The sequence below is a fragment of the Streptococcus bovimastitidis genome, from assembly GCF_001885095.1.
Classification (GTDB): Bacteria; Bacillota; Bacilli; order Lactobacillales; family Streptococcaceae; genus Streptococcus; species Streptococcus bovimastitidis.
In genome coordinates, this window is sequence record NZ_LZDD01000001.1 from 80,407 (window position 1) to 96,057 (window position 15,651).

The following is a 15,651-nucleotide window of genomic DNA, read 5'->3' on the forward strand; positions in this document are numbered from 1 at the left end:
TCATGAAAATTGACATGAGAGATATTTCCAAATCGTTTGGAAACAATAAGGTTTTAGAAAAAATTGATTTAAGTATTGAATCTGGCCAAATTCATGCTCTAATGGGAGAAAATGGCGCCGGCAAATCGACCTTAATGAATATTTTGACAGGACTCTTTCCGGCAACATCTGGCCAAATCTTTATTGATGGTAAGGAAATGACCTTTGCTAACCCACAAGAAGCGGAAGAATTTGGGATCTCTTTTATCCACCAAGAAATGAATACCTGGTCTGAGATGTCGGTCCTTGATAATCTATTCCTGGGCCGTGAAATCAAAAAAGGCTTCGGAATCTTAGATAAAAAAACAATGACCTTAAAGGCCAAAGAAGCTTTCAAACGACTAGAGGTTGATATCCCTTTAAATAAGGCCATTGGCGAACTTTCAGTTGGGCAACAACAGATGATTGAAATCGCTAAATGTCTGTTGACCAAGGTTTCTATCCTGATTATGGATGAACCAACCGCTGCCTTAACCGAACGGGAAACGGGCAATCTTTTCCGAGTGATTCGAAGTTTGAAAAATGAGGGCGTAGGGATTATCTATATCTCTCACCGGATGGAAGAGATTTTCAAAATTACCGATTTGGTAACCGTTATGCGTGACGGCTTAGTGGTTGATACGGTGCCAACAGCAGAGACCAACCCCCATCAGTTGGTGCAAAAAATGGTTGGTCGTGAGCTAAATGATTTCTACCCAGAAAAGACAGCTACAATTGGTGACGTCGCCTTTGAAGTCAAAAATCTCAGTGGTCAGGGCTTTGAGGATGTTTCTTTCTCAGTCCATAAAGGCGAAATCCTCGGCTTTTCAGGGCTAATGGGAGCTGGTCGGACGGAAGTGATGCGGGCTTTATTTGGATTGGATACCAAAAAAGCTGGTTCGGTTATCATTGACGGGCAAGAAGTGGACATTAAGAATCCAGCTCAAGCTATCGCTAAAGGCATTGGCTTCCTGACCGAAGATCGTAAGGACGAGGGCTTAATCTTAGATTTTTCAATCCAAGATAATATGACCTTACCAAGCACCAAGGAATTTAGTAAAAAAGGATTCTTTGATGAGAAAACCAGTAAAACCTTTAGCCAACAATTAATTGACAGATTACGGATTAAATCTGGAAGTCCGCAGTTGCCCGTCGGCAACCTATCAGGTGGAAATCAACAAAAAGTTGTTTTGGCCAAATGGATTGGGATAGCTCCCAAAGTGCTCATTTTAGATGAACCAACCCGAGGCGTCGACGTCGGTGCCAAACGTGAGATTTATCAATTGATGAATGAACTAGCAGAACGTGGAGTTCCAATTGTCATGGTCTCATCTGACTTACCAGAAATACTTGGCGTCAGCGACCGCATCATGGTCATGCATGAAGGACGGATTAAAGGCCAGTTAAGCCGAGAAGAAGCGACACAAGAAAAAGTCATGCAATTAGCAACAGGAGGAAACTAAGGTGAAAAAAGTCATGAACTACGTATCAGAGTTAACCACTCTGGTTGCACTGGTAGGATTAATGATTGTCATTACAATGCTTAATCCTAACTTCTTAACAACCAATAACTTGCTCAATTTATTGTTGCAAGTAACAGCCAATGGCTTTATTGCCTTTGGGATGACCTTTGTTATTTTAACAGGGGGTATCGACCTATCAGTCGGATCCATCTTAGCACTTTCAAGTGCTTTGACAGCAGGTATGATTGCTAAAGGTGTCCCAGTTGGAGTTGCAATTTTGATTGCACTTGCACTTGGTGGTATCTTTGGAATGTTGAATGGTCTCTTTATTTCTTATGGGAAATTGGCACCCTTCATCGTAACACTAGCAACCATGACCATATTTAGGGGAGCAACCTTAGTTTATACCAATGGTAATCCTATCACCGATGGTTTATCAGATAGCTTCCTCTTCCAGTTTATTGGCCAAGGCTACCTCTTTGGTATTCCTTTCCCAGTTATTCTGATGTTTCTTATTTTTCTTATCTTGTATGTTCTTTTACATAAAACAGCCTTTGGGAAATCTGTCTACGCGCTAGGGGGGAATGAAAAAGCAGCGTATATCTCAGGTGTTAAGCTTAATAAAGTTAAAATCATTATTTACACCATTTCAGGTATGATGGCCGCAATCTCAGGTCTCATCATTACCTCTCGTTTGAGTTCCGCACAACCAACTGCTGGTGCTAGCTATGAGATGGATGCCATAGCTGCTGTAGTTCTTGGTGGAACGTCATTGTCAGGTGGTAAAGGTCGGATTATTGGGACCCTAATTGGGGCATTAATTATCGGGGTTCTAAATAATGGTTTAAACATTATTGGTGTCTCAGCCTTTTGGCAACAAGTTGTCAAAGGTATTGTTATCTTGATTGCTGTCTTATTAGACCGCTTCAAGGTTGCAAAAGCTTAGCTATTTTATAAAAAAGAACAAAAAATTAAAAAAGGAGTCTCATATGAAATTCGGAAAAAAACTTGGCTTTTTAGCCCTCTTGTTCTCAATGGTTCTCGTTTTAGGCGCTTGTGGTAAAACTGGTTTAGACAACTCTTCAGGTTCGTCGTCTAAAGAAGTGACTAAAAAAGCAGCTAAAGATTTGAAATTAGGTGTGTCAATCTCTACAACAAACAACCCTTACTTTGTTGCTATGAAAGATGGTATTGATAAATACGCTGGCAGCAAAAAAGTTTCAGTTAAAGTGGCAGATGCTCAAGACGATGCTGCCCGTCAAGCAGACGATATTCAAAACTTTGTCAGCCAAAATGTGGATGCTATTTTGATCAACCCAGTTGACTCAAAAGCAATCGTAACGTCTATCAAAGCAGCAAACAAAGCTAACATTCCAGTTATTTTGATTGACCGTGGTTCTGAAGGCGGCGACGTTCTTACAACTGTTGCATCAGACAACGTTGAAGCTGGTAAAATGGCTGCAGACTTTATCGTTAAAACATTAGGTGAAAAAGCTAAAGCTTTCGAACTTTCAGGTGTACCAGGAGCTTCAGCAACTGTTGACCGTGGTAACGGCTTTGGTAAAGTTGCTAAAGAAAAATTAGAAGTTCTTTCTAGCCAATCAGCAAACTTTGACCGTGCAAAAGCTTTGAACACTGCTCAAAATATGATTCAAGGACATAAAGATGTTCAAGTTATCTTTGCTCAAAATGACGAAATGGCACTTGGTGCTGCACAAGCCGTTAAATCAGCTGGCTTGAAAGATATTGTTATCGTAGGTATCGACGGTGAACCAGATGCTCACGCAGCAATTAAAAAAGGTGAATTGACTGCTACAATTGCACAACAACCTGCTAAAATGGGTGAAATTGCAATCCAAGCAGCTATCGACCACTACCAAGGTAAAAAAGTTGCTGAAAAAACAGTATCTCCAATCTACCTCGTAACAAAAGACAATGTTGATAAATACAACTGGTAATACATGAGAAGAAGCATTTCGGTGCTTCTTTTTTTTTTTTTTTGCTTTTTTGGAAAATAGCAGAGCTTCTTAGGGTATCAAAAATCAGAAATGGCTGCAAAAAAATGCTATACTAAATGTAGTCTAAGACCCAGTCTTCAAAGCAGCTTAAAGGAGGGCACCGAGCGCATCATGGAAGAATCCATCCGTATCTTACACCTAAATGACTTGCATTCTCATTTTGAAGCCTATCCCAAAATAGAGCGTTTTTTTGCTAGGGCTTCAGAAACAGATGCTGAAGTGATCAAAGTGGATATTGGTGACAATTGTGATTCTAGCCACCCTTTGACAGATGCCACGCAAGGCCAAGCAAATATACAGCTGATGAATCAATTGGGCATCCACTATGCAACTATTGGCAATAACGAAGGTATCGGCCTGTCGAAAGCCTCTCTGAATCAGCTTTATGATCAGGCAGATTTTCAGGTTATTCTAGGGAATTTGACGGACCAAAAGGGTCGGCCTGATTGGGCCAATCCTTATTGGATTCATGAAAGCAAAGCGGGCACAAAGATTGCCTTTTTAGCATATACCTTTCCTTATTACAAAACATATAATCCCAATGGTTGGCAGGTGCAAGACCCACTTGAGGCCTTGAAGAGAGAGTTAGCTATTCCAGAAGTTGCGCAAGCAGATATGCGAATCCTTCTGAGTCATTTAGGGATTCGGGTTGATGAGAGAATTTGTCAGGAAATTGAAAACATAGACTTGATTATTGGTGGTCATACCCATCATGTCTTTGAAGATGGGGTCTCTCTCAATGGAACCTATATGGCAGCAGCTGGGAAATATGGTCAATATGTTGGTGAAATTAACTTAAGTTTAATCGACCATCGACTAGATAGTATCCAGATGATTGCCCATGAAAGCAGTCATTTTGCTAGTCGTAAGGAAGATCAGGCCTTTATTGAAGGACTTGTTCAAAAAGGAAAAGCCTTATTGGCCCAAAGACAGGTTGATACTTTTGATCAGGATTTAGATATGGAAAGTTCTCTTGCTTTATTAACTGCGGCTATGAAAGATTATGCCCAAGCTGATTTGTGCTTGATTAATTCAGGCTTAGTCGTATCCCCTTTCAAAGCTGAGGTGACTGCTGAAAATCTACATCAGTCTCTTCCTCATCAAATGCGTTTGGCAAAATTAGAAATTACGGAAGAAGAACTGCAAGTTATTTGTCAAGATATTTATGGCCAAGAAGAATTCTTAAAGAATCAGGAAATTAGAGGAATGGGCTTCCGAGGCAAACAATTTGGCCAACTTTATAGCGACGGCTTTCGATACAAAAAGGGAAAAATAGTGTATAATGATAAAGTTATGGGTCAATCTGACAAACTAACTTTAGTCCTTGTTGACCAATATTATTTTGCTTCTTATTTTCCAAGTATTAAAGAAGTAGAAGTTGAGTTATTATTTCCAGACTTATTAAGAGAAGTCGTCGAAAAATACCTGATAAAAAGAAAAACCTGAAAGGAGTGCCATGAAAAAAGAGATTTCCCCTGAAATGTATAATTACAATAAATTTCCAGGGCCAGAATTTGTGGCATTTGACACTGTTGTCAAAAGTGATAACCTTACCTTTTCACTTTTAGAAAATGAAAAGGATGCCTTCGACGCAACGGCATTTAGTCAACGTTTTACAGAAATTCTCCTCAAATACGACTATATTGTTGGTGATTGGGGAAATGAACAATTACGGTTAAAAGGCTTTTATAAAGATTCCAATGAGGTCAGAAAATCAAGTCGTATTTCCCGCTTAGAAGACTATATTAAAGAGTTTTGTAATTTTGGTTGTGCTTATTTTGTCCTTGAAAATCCAGAACCAGTAGAGATTAAATTTGAAGAGGAAAGAGCACCACGCCGACGTAAAAATATCCGGTCATCAAACAGTAAAAGAAGAAGTCAAACGGCTGATAATGCTAAAACACGCTTTAACAATAAGGATAGTTTGAATGCTAGTCCTAAGCAGAGTCAGGAGCAAAGATCACGGTCTAAAATGAAATCCAAGGATAAAGAAGGTTTCAAAGCAAGACCAAAAGGCAAGCCCAAAATGAATCCTCGTGTCAAAGAGGATGAAAAAGCTTCACAAAACTTTACCAGTAAGAAGCGTCGTTCACCACAAAAACCTAGACCTAAAAAAGAAAACTCAGCAGCAAGCTCTAAAGCAGAAGCTTCAAATGATCACTTTATCATCAGAAAGAAGGATACTAATTCATGAAACCATCAATTTACAGCTTAACCCGAGACGAGCTTATTGCTTGGGCAGAGGCTAATGGCCAAAAGAAATTTAGAGCAACGCAAATTTGGGACTGGCTCTATAAAAAACGTGTCCAATCATTTGAAGAAATGACCAACATTTCTAAAGACTTTATTGCTCTTTTGAATCAAGAATTCTGTGTCAATCCTTTAAAACAAAGAATTGTTCAAGAATCTGCTGATGGAACAGTAAAATATCTTTTTGAATTACCAGATGGTATGTTAATTGAAACAGTATTGATGCGCCAGCATTACGGACACTCTGTTTGTGTTACCACACAGGTTGGCTGTAATATCGGTTGTACTTTCTGTGCCTCTGGACTTATTAAAAAGCAACGTGATTTAAACAATGGTGAAATCACTGCGCAAATTATGTTAGTTCAAAAATACTTTGACGAACGTGGCCAAGATGAACGCGTTAGCCATGTTGTGGTCATGGGTATCGGGGAACCATTTGACAATTATACTAATGTCATGAAATTCCTTAGAACCATCAACGATGATAATGGTCTAGCAATCGGTGCCCGTCACATTACCGTGTCAACATCTGGATTAGCTCATAAAATCCGTGAGTTCGCCAATGAAGGTGTTCAAGTTAACTTAGCCGTTTCCTTACACGCGCCTAATAATGACTTACGCTCAAGTATCATGCGTATCAACCGTTCTTTCCCCTTGGAAAAACTCTTTGCTGCTATTGAATACTATATTGAAACAACCAATCGTCGGGTTACCTTTGAGTACATTATGTTAAATGAAGTCAATGATGGTGTTGAACAAGCTCAAGAATTGGCAGACCTCACAAAAAATATTCGCAAATTGTCCTATGTTAACTTGATTCCTTATAATCCAGTTTCTGAACACGACCAATACAGCCGTAGTCCTAAAGCGCGTGTTGATGCTTTCTACGATGTCTTGAAAAAGAATGGTGTTAACTGTGTGGTTCGTCAAGAACACGGTACAGATATTGATGCGGCATGTGGTCAATTACGTTCTAATACCATGAAACGTGACCGTCAAAAAGCAGTGGCGGAAGTGGCTGAATAATGTCTTGGATTGACAATCCAATGGCTTTGCCAAAAGGCTGGCTGAGACTTCTAAAGTTTCTTCTGGTCTTTTATGCTTTAGCCATTGCCATCATGTGCTTTACGCCAAATCCACAGATTTTTGAAGGTATGGAGACACCTAATATTATTTATTACGGTCGATTACGCTTACTTTTAATCCCATTTAATTCATTTGTAGGCTTAAAGGAAGTGACTTCTCTATTCCAATTGATTTGGATATTTTGCCAAAATCTCTTGAATATGTTCTTGCTTTATCCTTTGATTTTGCTGGTCCATATTTTAAGCAGTCGTTGGCAGACGTATCGCAAGAGTTTATTGCTTGCCTTTCTAATCAGCCTCTTTATTGAATGTAACCAATTACTCTTGGATTTGGCTATAAACGCCAATCGTGTCTTTGAAATTGATGATTTGTGGACAAACAGTTTAGGAGGCTTCTTTGCCTTCATGACTTATCTTTTGATTAGTAAGAATCGTATCAAAAGAAACTGAGTTCTCTCCTGAGGGAGAGACTTTTTTAGCTGAATGAAATGAAATTTAGCGACAATTTAAAACTTGAAAGGAAGCTTATGTCAATCATAAAAAACCTCTGGTGGTTCTTCCGCCAAGAGAAGGGTCCATATTTAGTAGGAATCATCTCACTCAGTGTGGTGGCCTTATTAAATTTGATTCCGCCCAAAATTATGGGTTCCGTTATTGATGGAATTACCAGCGGTCATTTAACCAAAAATCAATTACTGTTGCAGTTGTTCTGGTTAGTTCTGTCAGCGCTAGCCATGTATTTCTTGCGTTACCTGTGGCGTATCTGCATTTTCGGAACCTCTTACAGACTGGGACGCATCATGCGATTCCGCCTCTTCGAACATTTCACCAAAATGTCACCTTCCTTCTACCAAAAATACCGGACAGGTGATTTGATGGCCCATGCCACCAACGATATTAACTCTCTAACCCGTCTAGCTGGTGGTGGGGTTATGTCGGCCGTCGATGCCTCAATCACAGCCATCGTAACTTTAGTGACTATGTTCTTCAGCATTTCTTGGCAAATGACCCTAATTGCTGTTTTGCCTTTACCAATCATGGCATATGCCACTAGCCGCTTAGGGCGTAAAACCCATAAAGCATTTGGTGAATCTCAGGCAGCCTTCTCGGATTTGAATAATAAGGTGCAAGAAAGTGTCTCTGGAATTAAGGTAACCAAGTCTTTCGGCTATCAAAGTCAGGAATTGGCCTCATTCCAAGAAACCAACCAGAAAACCTACCTAAAAAACATCAAAACCATGACCTATGATGTCATGTTTGATCCATTGGTCCTTTTATTCATCGGGGCTTCATATGTGCTCACTCTCTTAGTTGGGGCTTATATGATTAAGGGGAATCAAATCACCATAGGGAGCTTGGTCACATTTATCACCTATTTGGATATGCTAGTTTGGCCACTCATGGCCGTAGGCTTTTTATTCAATATGATACAGAGAGGATCAGTTTCCTACGAAAGAATTAATGACCTCCTTAGCCAAGAATCAGACGTTAAAGATCCTGAAAATCCGGTCAAGGAAGTTGCCAATGGTCCTTTGGATTATCAAATTGATAACTTCCATTACGATAATGAAGAAACCCTAAATGATATTCATTTCAACTTGGAAAAAGGACAAACCTTAGGACTAGTTGGTCAAACTGGGTCTGGGAAAACGACCCTGATCAAGTTATTACTTCGTGAATATAATGTCACCCAAGGAATGATAAAACTAAACGGACATAACATTGAAAATTACCGTTTAGAAGATTTACGTCGCTTGATCGGTTATGTTCCTCAAGACCAATTTCTCTTTGCGACTAGCATTCTCGAAAATGTACGATTTGGGAATCCTGATTTATCACTTGAAGAAGTGGAAGAGGCAACCAAATTATCACAAGTCTATGATGACATCATGGCCATGCCAGATAATTTCAATACCCTAATCGGTGAAAAAGGTGTTTCCTTGTCAGGTGGACAAAAACAACGGTTGGCTATGAGTCGAGCGATGATTTTAAATCCAGACATCCTCATTTTGGATGACTCCCTCTCAGCCGTTGATGCTAAGACCGAACATGCCATTATTGAAAATCTAAAAGAAACACGTCAGGATAAGACAACTATTATCACAGCACATCGCCTGAGTGCCGTTGTCCATGCCGATTTGATTTTAGTTATGCAGAATGGTCGCATTATCGAACGGGGAAGACATGAAGACTTGATTCAGCAGAATGGTTGGTATGCTAAAACTTATCAATCCCAACAAATGGAAATGGAGGTGCAAGAAAATGGCTAAAGATAATCAATGGCACGTTTTTAAACGCCTTATGTCCTATTTGAAACCTTATAAGTGGATGACAGCCCTTGCCTTGGGACTTTTGCTCTTAACAACAGTTGTTAAAAGTTTTATTCCGCTAGTGGCTTCCCATTTTATTGATAACTACCTCAATCACATCAACAATACAGCCTTCATGATTTTAATTGGCTATTATGGTTTATATGTTTTACAAAGTTTGATTCAATATTTTGGTAATCTCTTCTTTGCCAAGGTTTCTTACAGTATTGTCCGCGATATCCGTCGCGATGCCTTTGCTAATATGGAGAAATTGGGCATGTCTTATTTCGATAAGACACCGGCAGGTTCAATTGTCTCTAGAATTACCAATGATACCGAAGCTATCAGTGATATGTTTTCAGGTCTCTTATCTAGCTTTATTTCGGCAATCTTTATCTTCACCGTAACCTTATACACCATGTTGATTTTGGATGCCAAGTTAACAGCCTTAGTTGCTATTTTCTTGCCTTTCATTTTTATCTTGGTTAATTTATATCGTAAAAAATCTGTAACTGTGATTGCTAAGACCAGAAGTCTGCTTTCAGATATTAATACCAAACTAGCGGAAAGTATTGAAGGCATCCGGATTATTCAAGTTTTCGGGCAAGAAGACCGTCTTAAAAATGAATTTGAATTAATCAATGAAGAACATGTGGCCTACGCCAACCGCTCAGTTGCTTTGGATTCGATTTTCTTAAGACCTGCTATGTCCCTCTTGAAATTATTGGCTTATGCCGTGCTCATGACCTATTTTGGCTTCAAAGGCATGCAAGGTGGCTTAACGGCTGGTATCATGTACGCCTTCATTCAATATGTCAATCGCCTTTTTGATCCTTTAATAGAAGTGACACAAAACTTTTCTACCCTGCAAACGTCAATGGTGTCAGCCTCTCGGGTCTTTAAATTAATTGATGAAGTTGGCTTTGAACCTGCCCAAGAAGGTCAGATTGACCATATTGAAGAAGGACACATTCAGTTTAAAAATGTTTCCTTCTCCTATGACGGTCAAACGAAAATTCTGAATAACATCACTTTTGATGTTAAGAAGGGTGAAACCATTGCCTTTGTTGGTTCAACAGGTTCAGGAAAGTCCTCAATTATCAATGTCTTTATGCGTTTTTACGAATTTGCGGAAGGTCAGGTCTTGATTGATGGCAAGGATATCCGCAAATATAGTCAGGAAGCCTTACGCCAAGCAGTTGGCTTAGTCCTTCAAGATCCTTTCCTCTATCACGGCACCATCGCTTCAAATATCCGCATGTATCAGGATATCAGTGATCAGGAAGTTGTGGAGGCAGCAGAATTTGTTGATGCCAATTACTTTATTGACAAACTCCCTGAAAAATATGATGCTCCTGTATCAGAACGTGGCTCAAGTTTTTCAACCGGACAAAGACAATTGTTGGCCTTTGCCCGTACCGTTGCTAGCAAGCCAAAAATCCTCATACTTGATGAAGCAACAGCCAATATTGACTCAGCAACTGAGCAAATCGTCCAAAATTCCCTTGCTAAAATGCGTAAGGGTCGGACAACCATCGCCATTGCTCACCGTCTATCCACCATTCAAGATGCCAATTGTATCTATGTCTTAGACAAGGGCAATATCATTGAAAGTGGTAGCCATGATGAGCTCCTAGCTAAAGGTGGTACTTACTATAAAATGTATCAACTACAGGCTGGTATGATGGAGAATCGCTAAGCTGTAAAACAAGTCTGGAAGAAATTCCAGGCTTTTTTAGGTCAGCAAAAGTAATATGAAAAGGGCTGCGCTAAGAAAGGGGATGAAGGGCAGTACTTTTTGTTTGGACCAGAAAGAATAAACTAAGCCCAGCAGACTAGCACCTTGAATGGTCCAGAGAATGAGACTTAGGGGATAAAAGAGAGCCAGAAAAGCCAAGTAGAAGAAGTCTCCACTACCTATTTTGATGGGTTTTATAATCGCTAAAAGACCTATGAGAAGAAAAAAGACAGATAATAGATTTAGACCGCAACCAAGAAATCCAACTCCGTATGCTAGCAGCCAAAAAAGCAAGGGATAAGAACGAGAATAGTAGTCATAGATAGAGAGAAAGAGTGACAAGGACAGGATAGCCAAATCAATAAGAGTCAAATAATGAAAGCTTAAACAAAGGGTAAAGAGGATTCCATAAGTTGTTCCAAGCAAACAATAAAAGGGACTGATGGGAATATGACAAAAGCGGCATTTGTACTTGTTGAGACACCAGGAAAGTATGGGTACCAAGTCACGAGCTCGCAGTTGATTCTGACAGTTGCAACAATGACTGGGCGGCCAAATGATGGACTTTTGAGGGAACCTATCGTAAATCAAGCCTAAGAAGGAGCCTAGGCTTGCACCTAGGAAAAAATAGAGTAAGAAGGTCATACCTATTCATTCGAAAAGAAAAGTGAAAAAGGAGGAAAGAAAATAGGAAAGCGATTGCTTAATCTTCTTGAAAAAAATCTGATAATTTGCTAAACTCTACTTATATGAAAACATTATATGATGTGCAACAGTTACTGAAAAATTTTGGTATTTATATCTATATTGGCAAGCGTCTTTATGACATTGAGGTCATGAAAATAGAGCTTAAACGGCTTTATGATAATGGGCTGATTGACAAGATGGATTATTTGAATGCTGAACTGATTTTGCGACGCGAGCATAGATTAGAATTAGAAAAAGAAGGACATGAAGATGAGTCAAAAATTAATCGGGATTGATTTAGGCGGAACTACCATCAAATTTGGTATTTTAACCCTTGAGGGTGAAGTTCAAGAGAAATGGGCGATTGAAACCAATATTTTAGAAGATGGGAAACACATCGTTCCTGATATTGTTGTATCCTTAAAGCATCGTCTTGAACTTTACGGTTTAAGCAAGGAAGATTTCGTCGGTATTGGTATGGGGTCACCTGGTGCTGTCGACCGTGAGAAAAAAACTGTTACTGGTGCATTTAACCTCAACTGGAAAGATACCCAAGAAGTTGGTTCAATCATTGAGCAAGAATTGGGAATTCCATTTGCTATTGATAATGATGCTAACGTTGCGGCTTTAGGTGAACGTTGGGTCGGCGCTGGTGACAACAATCCAGATGTTATTTTCGTAACCCTTGGTACGGGTGTTGGTGGCGGAATTGTCGCTGACGGTAACTTAATCCATGGTGTTGCCGGTGCTGGTGGTGAAATCGGCCATATGATTGTTGAACCTGAAAATGGTTTTGCATGTACTTGCGGATCATTTGGATGTTTAGAAACAGTGGCATCAGCTACAGGTGTTGTAAAAGTGGCTCGTCTTTTAGCTGAAACTTATGAAGGTGATTCAGCTATTAAAGCAGCCATCGACAATGGTGAAGCTGTAACAAGTAAAGATATCTTTGTGGCAGCTGAAGCTGGCGATTCATTTGCTGATTCAGTGGTTGAAAAAGTAGCATTCTACCTTGGTTTAGCAACAGCTAATATGGCTAATATCTTGAACCCAGATTCAATCGTTATTGGTGGTGGGGTATCAGCTGCTGGTGAGTTTTTACGCTCACGCATTGAAAAATACTTCTTAAAATTTACCTTCCCACAAGTTAAATCATCAACAAAAATTAAAATTGCAGAACTTGGTAATGATGCCGGTATCATTGGCGCAGCAAGTTTGGCAAGTCAAATAGAAAGTCATTAGGAGGACGGCATGTCAATCGTTACGATAATTGGATGGATCATTTTAATTGGAACTGTGATCTACTTTACTTGGAATTATTTTGCTTTTAGAAGAATGGCTAAGCAGATCGACAATGAGACATTCAAAGAAATGATGCATTACAGTCAAGTTATTGATTTACGTGATCCAGTGGCTTTTAGGAAAAAACATATCTTAGGGGCTCGTAACTTCCCATTACAAACCTTTGATGCTTCAATCAAAGCCTTACGTAAAGACAAACCCGTTTTAATCTATGAAAATGTGACAACTCGTTTGGCCCCTAACGCCATTCGCAAGCTGAAAAAAGCAGGATTCACAAATCTTTACCTCTTAAAAGATGGTATTGATTATTGGGATGGTAAAACAAAATAAGATAATGAGAAATCAGGATTGACTGATTTCTTTTTTTTACCAATAATCATACGTCATTTTCATGTAAAAATTAAAAATATAACTGAAAACATTTACAATAAGTCATTTTCTGCTTTTTGAGAAAATTTGTGTTATACTAACTAAGTTAAAAAATTTATATGCTACAAGAGGAAAAAATGACAGAACTAAGAAACGATATCCGTAACGTTGCCATCATCGCTCACGTTGACCACGGAAAAACAACACTAGTTGATGAATTGCTAAAACAATCTCACACACTTGATGAACGTAAAGAGCTTCAAGAGCGTGCAATGGATTCAAACGATATTGAAAAAGAACGTGGTATCACCATTCTTGCTAAAAATACAGCTGTCGCTTATAACGACGTTCGTATTAACATTATGGACACACCAGGACACGCGGACTTCGGTGGAGAAGTAGAACGTATCATGAAAATGGTTGACGGTGTTGTTCTTGTCGTTGATGCCTATGAAGGTACAATGCCACAAACACGTTTCGTTTTGAAAAAAGCCTTAGAGCAAGACTTAGTTCCTATTGTAGTTGTTAATAAAATCGATAAACCATCTGCACGTCCAGCTGAAGTTGTTGATGAAGTTTTAGAACTTTTCATCGAGCTTGGAGCAGATGACGAACAATTAGAATTCCCTGTTGTTTATGCTTCAGCAATCAACGGAACATCTTCACTTTCAGATGATCCTGCTGACCAAGAGCATACAATGGAACCAATCTTTGATACGATCATCAACCATATTCCAGCACCAGTTGATAATTCAGAAGAACCTTTACAATTCCAAGTGTCACTATTAGACTATAATGATTTCGTTGGTCGTATTGGTATCGGTCGTGTCTTCCGTGGAACCATCAAAGTTGGTGATAACGTAACCCTTTCTAAATTAGATGGTACAACTAAGAACTTCCGTGTTACCAAACTTTTCGGTTTCTTTGGTTTAGAGCGTCGTGAAATCCAGGAAGCAAAAGCTGGTGATTTAATTGCCGTATCTGGTATGGAAGACATCTTCGTTGGTGAAACAATCACGCCAACAAATGCTATTGATCCATTACCAATTTTACGTATTGATGAGCCTACCCTACAAATGACTTTCTTAGTCAATAATTCTCCTTTCGCTGGTCGCGAGGGTAAATGGGTAACATCACGTAAGATTGAAGAACGTTTACAAGCAGAATTGCAAACAGACGTTTCCCTTCGTATCGACCCAACTGACTCTCCCGATAAATGGACTGTTTCAGGTCGTGGAGAACTTCACTTGGCTATTCTTATTGAAACAATGCGTCGTGAAGGATACGAATTGCAAGTATCTCGTCCAGAAGTTATCATTAAAGAAATTGATGGCGTTAAATGTGAGCCATTTGAACGTGTTCAAATTGATACTCCTGAAGAATACCAAGGTGCGATCATCCAATCCCTTTCAGAACGTAAAGGTGATATGTTAGATATGCAAATGGTTGGTAACGGTCAAACACGTTTGATCTTCTTGATTCCTGCTCGTGGTTTAATTGGTTATTCAACTGAATTCCTTTCAATGACACGTGGTTACGGTATCATGAACCACACCTTCGACCAATATTTACCTGTTGTCGGTGGAGAAATTGGTGGACGTCACCGTGGTGCCTTAGTTTCAATCGACCAAGGTAAAGCAACAACATACTCAATTATGCGTGTTGAAGAACGTGGAACCATCTTCATTAATCCAGGTACTGAAGTTTATGAAGGTATGATTATCGGTGAACACTCACGTGATAACGACCTTGGTGTAAACGTAACAACTGCAAAACAAATGACAAACGTTCGTTCTGCTAACAAAGACCAAACATCAGTTATCAAAACACCACGTATTCTTACATTGGAAGAATCTTTAGAGTTCTTGAATGATGATGAATATATGGAAGTAACTCCTGAGTCAATTCGTTTGCGTAAGCAAATATTGAACAAGGCTGCGCGTGATAAAGCAAGTAAAAAGAAAAAATCAGCTGAATAATCTTTGCCATTAAATTAAATAGAAAAGATTTTTGAAGAGTCCCGCTTTTTAAAAGTCTTTTTATGTCTGAGCAATGGTTTCAGAGCTAATCAGATATTAGGAAAGAGGACAGGAGTGTTTTATTTAATAATTGCCGTTTTAATAGTATCATACTATCTTTTTATGGCACCTAAAAGTATCAAGAATACCCTGTCAATGATTGGACTAGTAGCTCTGGTTGCGCTCTTGATTGTCTTAGCTGGGATGAGCTTAGTTAAAATATTGCAGTCACCGCCAGAAGTATTCGTTGTCTTGGCCATGATTGCTATTTGTTACCTAGCTCTGAGGGATATTTTAAGAATGCCTCCCAAAAATTAATAACAAAGACTGGCTTTTAAAAGGCTAGTCTTTTGACATTTCTGGCTTTTCATCAGGAAAATTGCTTTTGCTTGTA

15 protein-coding genes are annotated in these 15,651 nt (G+C 39.2%); 14 read left to right on the plus strand and 1 reads right to left on the minus strand.

Annotated elements, in window-relative coordinates:
- Positions 1 to 2: 2 nt before the first annotated feature.
- The 9 genes from A9Q68_RS00400 (at position 3) to A9Q68_RS00440 (ending at position 10,842) form a co-directional block, all read left to right on the plus strand.
- Positions 3 to 1,481, plus strand: coding sequence for a sugar ABC transporter ATP-binding protein (locus tag A9Q68_RS00400; RefSeq protein WP_071792672.1), 1,479 nt, complete (start codon positions 3 to 5; stop codon positions 1,479 to 1,481).
- A 1-nt stretch (position 1,482) separates the two neighbouring features.
- Positions 1,483 to 2,427 (plus strand): ABC transporter permease subunit, encoded by a 945-nt coding sequence (locus A9Q68_RS00405; RefSeq protein ID WP_071792673.1) that lies wholly within the window; start codon positions 1,483 to 1,485, stop codon positions 2,425 to 2,427.
- 43 nt (positions 2,428 to 2,470) lie between these two features.
- Positions 2,471 to 3,439, plus strand: coding sequence for a substrate-binding domain-containing protein (locus A9Q68_RS00410; RefSeq protein WP_071792674.1), 969 nt, complete (start codon positions 2,471 to 2,473; stop codon positions 3,437 to 3,439).
- A gap of 171 nt (positions 3,440 to 3,610) precedes the next feature.
- Entirely contained in the window at positions 3,611 to 4,945 is a 1,335-nt protein-coding gene (locus tag A9Q68_RS00415; protein WP_071792675.1) for a bifunctional metallophosphatase/5'-nucleotidase, read from the plus strand.
- 10 nt (positions 4,946 to 4,955) lie between these two features.
- Complete coding sequence (locus A9Q68_RS00420; protein ID WP_071792676.1) at positions 4,956 to 5,693, plus strand: YutD family protein; 738 nt, start codon at positions 4,956 to 4,958, stop codon at positions 5,691 to 5,693.
- Complete coding sequence (gene rlmN, locus A9Q68_RS00425) at positions 5,690 to 6,775, plus strand: dual-specificity RNA methyltransferase RlmN (RefSeq protein WP_071792677.1); 1,086 nt, start codon at positions 5,690 to 5,692, stop codon at positions 6,773 to 6,775. Before A9Q68_RS00420 ends, rlmN begins: the two co-directional genes overlap by 4 nt.
- Positions 6,775 to 7,284, plus strand: coding sequence for a VanZ family protein (locus tag A9Q68_RS00430; protein WP_106403984.1), 510 nt, complete (start codon positions 6,775 to 6,777; stop codon positions 7,282 to 7,284). Before rlmN ends, A9Q68_RS00430 begins: the two co-directional genes overlap by 1 nt.
- A 77-nt stretch (positions 7,285 to 7,361) precedes the next feature.
- Positions 7,362 to 9,104: an ABC transporter ATP-binding protein gene (locus A9Q68_RS00435; RefSeq protein ID WP_071792678.1), complete on the plus strand. Its 1,743-nt coding sequence runs from the start codon at positions 7,362 to 7,364 to the stop codon at positions 9,102 to 9,104.
- Positions 9,097 to 10,842, plus strand: a complete 1,746-nt coding sequence (locus A9Q68_RS00440) for an ABC transporter ATP-binding protein (RefSeq protein ID WP_071792679.1) — start codon at positions 9,097 to 9,099, stop codon at positions 10,840 to 10,842. The genes A9Q68_RS00435 and A9Q68_RS00440 overlap by 8 nt, the downstream gene beginning before the upstream one ends.
- Before the next feature lie 36 nt (positions 10,843 to 10,878).
- Here the strand turns inward: A9Q68_RS00440 and A9Q68_RS00445 are convergent, their stop codons facing one another.
- The gene (locus A9Q68_RS00445) at positions 10,879 to 11,526 is read right to left on the minus strand and encodes a prepilin peptidase (RefSeq protein ID WP_071792680.1); all 648 of its coding nucleotides are present in this window, start codon (positions 11,524 to 11,526) and stop codon (positions 10,879 to 10,881) included.
- Positions 11,527 to 11,630: 104 nt separating this feature from the next.
- Here A9Q68_RS00445 and A9Q68_RS00450 point away from each other — a divergent pair, with 104 nt between their 5' ends.
- The 5 genes from A9Q68_RS00450 (at position 11,631) to A9Q68_RS00470 (ending at position 15,575) form a co-directional block, all read left to right on the plus strand.
- Complete coding sequence (locus A9Q68_RS00450; RefSeq protein WP_071792681.1) at positions 11,631 to 11,864, plus strand: YqgQ family protein; 234 nt, start codon at positions 11,631 to 11,633, stop codon at positions 11,862 to 11,864.
- Positions 11,839 to 12,810, plus strand: a complete 972-nt coding sequence (locus A9Q68_RS00455) for an ROK family glucokinase (RefSeq protein ID WP_071792682.1) — start codon at positions 11,839 to 11,841, stop codon at positions 12,808 to 12,810. Before A9Q68_RS00450 ends, A9Q68_RS00455 begins: the two co-directional genes overlap by 26 nt.
- Before the next feature lie 9 nt (positions 12,811 to 12,819).
- The gene (locus A9Q68_RS00460) at positions 12,820 to 13,200 is read left to right on the plus strand and encodes a rhodanese-like domain-containing protein (protein WP_071792683.1); all 381 of its coding nucleotides are present in this window, start codon (positions 12,820 to 12,822) and stop codon (positions 13,198 to 13,200) included.
- Positions 13,201 to 13,376: 176 nt separating this feature from the next.
- Complete coding sequence (gene typA, locus A9Q68_RS00465) at positions 13,377 to 15,218, plus strand: translational GTPase TypA (protein WP_071792684.1); 1,842 nt, start codon at positions 13,377 to 13,379, stop codon at positions 15,216 to 15,218.
- 114 nt (positions 15,219 to 15,332) lie between these two features.
- Positions 15,333 to 15,575 carry a DUF3165 family protein gene (locus tag A9Q68_RS00470; RefSeq protein WP_071792685.1) on the plus strand — a complete coding sequence of 81 codons (243 nt, stop codon included), beginning with the start codon at positions 15,333 to 15,335 and terminating at the stop codon, positions 15,573 to 15,575.
- The last annotated feature ends 76 nt before the right edge of the window (positions 15,576 to 15,651 follow it).

Coding starts and splice junctions, on each gene's coding strand:
- A9Q68_RS00400 (WP_071792672.1), top strand. CDS start 3: ATGAAAATTGACATGAGAGATATTTCCAAATCGTTTGGAAACAATAAG.
- A9Q68_RS00410 (WP_071792674.1), top strand. CDS start 2,471: ATGAAATTCGGAAAAAAACTTGGCTTTTTAGCCCTCTTGTTCTCAATG.
- A9Q68_RS00415 (WP_071792675.1), top strand. CDS start 3,611: ATGGAAGAATCCATCCGTATCTTACACCTAAATGACTTGCATTCTCAT.
- A9Q68_RS00420 (WP_071792676.1), top strand. CDS start 4,956: ATGAAAAAAGAGATTTCCCCTGAAATGTATAATTACAATAAATTTCCA.
- rlmN (WP_071792677.1), top strand. CDS start 5,690: ATGAAACCATCAATTTACAGCTTAACCCGAGACGAGCTTATTGCTTGG.
- A9Q68_RS00430 (WP_106403984.1), top strand. CDS start 6,775: ATGTCTTGGATTGACAATCCAATGGCTTTGCCAAAAGGCTGGCTGAGA.
- A9Q68_RS00435 (WP_071792678.1), top strand. CDS start 7,362: ATGTCAATCATAAAAAACCTCTGGTGGTTCTTCCGCCAAGAGAAGGGT.
- A9Q68_RS00440 (WP_071792679.1), top strand. CDS start 9,097: ATGGCTAAAGATAATCAATGGCACGTTTTTAAACGCCTTATGTCCTAT.
- A9Q68_RS00445 (WP_071792680.1), bottom strand. CDS start 11,526: ATGACCTTCTTACTCTATTTTTTCCTAGGTGCAAGCCTAGGCTCCTTC.
- A9Q68_RS00450 (WP_071792681.1), top strand. CDS start 11,631: ATGAAAACATTATATGATGTGCAACAGTTACTGAAAAATTTTGGTATT.
- A9Q68_RS00455 (WP_071792682.1), top strand. CDS start 11,839: ATGAGTCAAAAATTAATCGGGATTGATTTAGGCGGAACTACCATCAAA.
- A9Q68_RS00460 (WP_071792683.1), top strand. CDS start 12,820: ATGTCAATCGTTACGATAATTGGATGGATCATTTTAATTGGAACTGTG.
- typA (WP_071792684.1), top strand. CDS start 13,377: ATGACAGAACTAAGAAACGATATCCGTAACGTTGCCATCATCGCTCAC.